We start from the raw sequence: 2929 nt of genomic DNA, 5'->3' as shown, positions 1-2929 counted from the left end.
CACGGTCGAGGTGAAAGACATACCAAAACCGGCAAAAGCAAAGGCAAAGGCAAAGGCAAAACAGAAAAAGCAAACGGTCTGAATCAGAACGCCATGCCGGGTGGTATCGGCATGGCGTCAGAAATGCATTCAGCGCAGAAACGTTATTTTTTTTCTGCTTCTTCAAGGAGGTGAACAACATAGTCCCACAAGCCGATGTTCATCTTCTTGGCAGACAAAAGGAATTTATTGAGGTCATTGTGTTCATGAACAAGCAAGTATGACTCAAGGCTTCTTGTGCAGATTTCAGGCAGGGTCTTCTTCTGCATTATACCGTGTACACGTACCTTGTTCCAAAGATGTCTCGGTGCGATAACCCGAGCGATAATGACATCTTCATCATTATCTGCCTCTTTCTTGCAAAGCGTTCCAGCTGCTTTTGCCATACTACCACTGTCTCCATCTCGTTCAGGTTATGCCGTCGTAACAAAGCTTAACAAATCCAGAACAACCAACACGATAAATACATTGCTGATGGCAGCTTTCCAGCCGCACAAAGGATCATGTTATTTGACCCTGCTCCTCCCGCTCCAGTTTTTCGGCTATCGCCTCAAGAATCCATGTATGGCGGGGAATGCGGACAGCACGCTTTTTGAGTCTGCTGTCTATGCCACCAAGCATGTTCACAGGGATACGCAAAGCCACCTGCTTTTCAGCAGGTAACGTCACATCTGATACGGGTTGACTGATTTGGGCAACACTGCCCCCTTTGTTAATAAGAGCATCCACATCAACGCCTGACCCGACCTCTGTTTTCTGCGGCTTTCTGGCGATAGCCATGACTACACCTCCATAGCTTCTTGATTTGTTTTTGATGCTATTTTGATATCAAAAACAAATCGGTGTAGTTTCATGATTTCTTCTACTGCCTTCTGGTCTGCTGGCTTCAACTCCACAACAGAAAGCCCATGAGCAGCAGCATTGCTATATGCTTTTCGCCCGCCAAGGGGCGTATCAATAAAGATGAGCGCCCCCGTTTCCTGCAATACCTCGGCAGCTGCATCATTATCTTGCCCACGAGGATCGGCTCTGTTCAGGAAGGTATAGGCGACAAGGGTCGGATTAGCCGCCCGCATTTCTTCGACAAGCTGCCCAATGCGCTCAAGTGTCCATACATCAAAGGAACGGGGAACAAATGGCACAAGCACCGTATCCGCTACAGTGAGGGCTGCGCGTTGGCTTGTCGTGTCTCTCCCGCCTGTGTCAATGATGATATCATCGTACTTGTTGGCCAGCCTCTGGATTTCCGTTCTGACGGCTGCACCCGTTAATTTGATGCTGGTATAGCCTGCACCCTTTTCTAGGGATTCATTTCGCAAAGCGGTGAAGTCCGTCGATGTCTCTTGATCATCTGCGTCAACCAGAAGCACGTCCTTACCAGCTGCGGCACGAATAATTGCAAGATTTGTGGCAACAGTCGTTTTACCTGACCCGCCTTTTATCCCTCCAACCACAACAATCATTCTGAAATCCTCCTGATATCAATGCGGCTATAAGATATAGTCCTGATTTCCAAAAAAGATCAATGGGAAATGATTTTGATATCAGATAAGAATCACGCTAGTTTCTAATAGATATATATGGGGGCTTATAAGGAAGTACGGGAATATCGATTTCTTGAGTTCCGGCACCCAGGGCTGGGGCTGTAATCCTATTTGGCACCCAAAACATTTCCCCCGTCGTAAAAACGGCCGTTTTTACGACGTGTGTATTTACTCATAAGACGTAGATAATCAAAAAATGCTTTTACTTAATTAATCATCTTGCCATACGTTAATAGAGTAATTACTTTTAAACTCACCAACTCACGAGGCGCACATGTATGTTATCGCCGTACTGAACCAAAAAGGCGGGGCAGGTAAAACAACGATTGCCACCCATCTTGCCCGTACCCTTCAGCTTGGGGGGGCAGATGTCCTTCTCGTTGACTCTGATCCGCAGGGCAGCGCACGGGACTGGGCAGCGGTACGTGATGATCAGCCTCTTCCTGTCGTTGGTATTGATCGCCCTACAATCGAACGGGATCTCAAAAGTGTCGCCCGCAAGGACTACGTTGTTATTGATGGCGCACCGCAGGCTCATGATCTGGCTGTTTCAGCCATGAAGGCAGCTGACTTTGTTCTTGTTCCTGTCCAGCCATCGCCTTACGACATATGGGCAACCTCTGACCTTGTTGACTTGGTTAAGCAGCGCATCGAAATAACAGATGGCAGGCTCAAGGCCGCCTTCGTGATATCGCGTGCGATCAAGGGAACGCGTATCGGTGCAGAAGTTACGGATATTCTTTTGGGTTACGAGCTACCGGTTCTTGAATCACGTATTACACAGCGTGTGATTTATCCCGGCAGCGCGGCAAGTGGCATGACGGCTCTTGATCAGGATCCAAACGGTGAGGCCGCTGAAGAAATGCGGGCGCTGACAGCAGAGGTGCGGGCGCTCATCGAAACCCCGGTTCCGGCGATATAAGGAAGAAATCAGATAAGGAGGAGATGATATGAGTAAATCAAGATTGGGTATCGTCGCCGGGCGTCCCAGTGCAACAAAGGCGGGACCAACCCTGTCCGACCTTGCGGAAAGAACAGACACCGTTCGGGTCAACTTTGAGCTTGACCGCATCGAGCATACTAAGCTGAAAATTCACGCAGCAAGGACTGGGCGCAGCGTTTCGGATATCCTTCGTGAAATGGTCGCATCAATTGATGATATGAGCTGATGATAATTTGAGTATATGAAAATCTGCTTAAATACGTACTGCCGGATCACCGCCATTTCTACAAAAGAACCAAGGGCCACAACGTGTGTGGCCCTTCTGTTTTGCGGCTTATCTCAGGCCGTTTGCTTTTTCTGTTTTGCCTTTGCCGGTTTTGGTATGTCTTTCACCTCGACCGTA

Annotated in this window: 5 protein-coding genes; 2 read left to right on the top strand and 3 right to left on the bottom strand. The window is 48.4% G+C overall.

All coding sequences use genetic code 11. The features are described from left to right. Positions 1-143: 143 nt before the first annotated feature. From HEQ72_RS11170 to HEQ72_RS11160, 3 genes are all read right to left on the bottom strand, one after another. Positions 144-425 carry a hypothetical protein gene (locus HEQ72_RS11170; RefSeq protein WP_168023421.1) on the bottom strand — a complete coding sequence of 94 codons (282 nt, stop codon included), beginning with the start codon at positions 423-425 and terminating at the stop codon, positions 144-146. Positions 426-540: 115 nt separating this feature from the next. Then, entirely contained in the window at positions 541-819 is a 279-nt protein-coding gene (locus tag HEQ72_RS11165; RefSeq protein WP_168023420.1) for a hypothetical protein, read from the bottom strand. Between the two features lie 2 nt (positions 820-821). Then, positions 822-1502 carry an AAA family ATPase gene (locus HEQ72_RS11160; protein WP_168023419.1) on the bottom strand — a complete coding sequence of 227 codons (681 nt, stop codon included), beginning with the start codon at positions 1500-1502 and terminating at the stop codon, positions 822-824. Between the two features lie 355 nt (positions 1503-1857). On the opposite strand from HEQ72_RS11160, the gene parA reads away from it, so the two are divergent. Together parA and HEQ72_RS11150 are read left to right on the top strand one after the other, a co-directional pair. Next, positions 1858-2505, top strand: coding sequence for a ParA family partition ATPase (gene parA, locus HEQ72_RS11155; protein ID WP_168023418.1), 648 nt, complete (start codon positions 1858-1860; stop codon positions 2503-2505). 28 nt (positions 2506-2533) lie between these two features. Next, positions 2534-2752 (top strand): chromosome partitioning protein ParB, encoded by a 219-nt coding sequence (locus HEQ72_RS11150; protein WP_209316249.1) that lies wholly within the window; start codon positions 2534-2536, stop codon positions 2750-2752. Positions 2753-2929: the final 177 nt, after the last annotated feature.

Origin of the sequence: Haematospirillum sp. 15-248, from assembly GCF_012102665.1 — a bacterium.
GTDB lineage: Bacteria > Pseudomonadota > Alphaproteobacteria > Rhodospirillales > Rhodospirillaceae > Haematospirillum.
Note: the sequence above shows the minus strand (reverse complement) of the source record. Positions and strands in the feature narration are given on the sequence as shown.

Coding starts and splice junctions, on each gene's coding strand:
- HEQ72_RS11170 (WP_168023421.1), bottom strand. CDS start 425: ATGGCAAAAGCAGCTGGAACGCTTTGCAAGAAAGAGGCAGATAATGAT.
- HEQ72_RS11165 (WP_168023420.1), bottom strand. CDS start 819: ATGGCTATCGCCAGAAAGCCGCAGAAAACAGAGGTCGGGTCAGGCGTT.
- HEQ72_RS11160 (WP_168023419.1), bottom strand. CDS start 1,502: ATGATTGTTGTGGTTGGAGGGATAAAAGGCGGGTCAGGTAAAACGACT.
- parA (WP_168023418.1), top strand. CDS start 1,858: ATGTATGTTATCGCCGTACTGAACCAAAAAGGCGGGGCAGGTAAAACA.
- HEQ72_RS11150 (WP_209316249.1), top strand. CDS start 2,534: ATGAGTAAATCAAGATTGGGTATCGTCGCCGGGCGTCCCAGTGCAACA.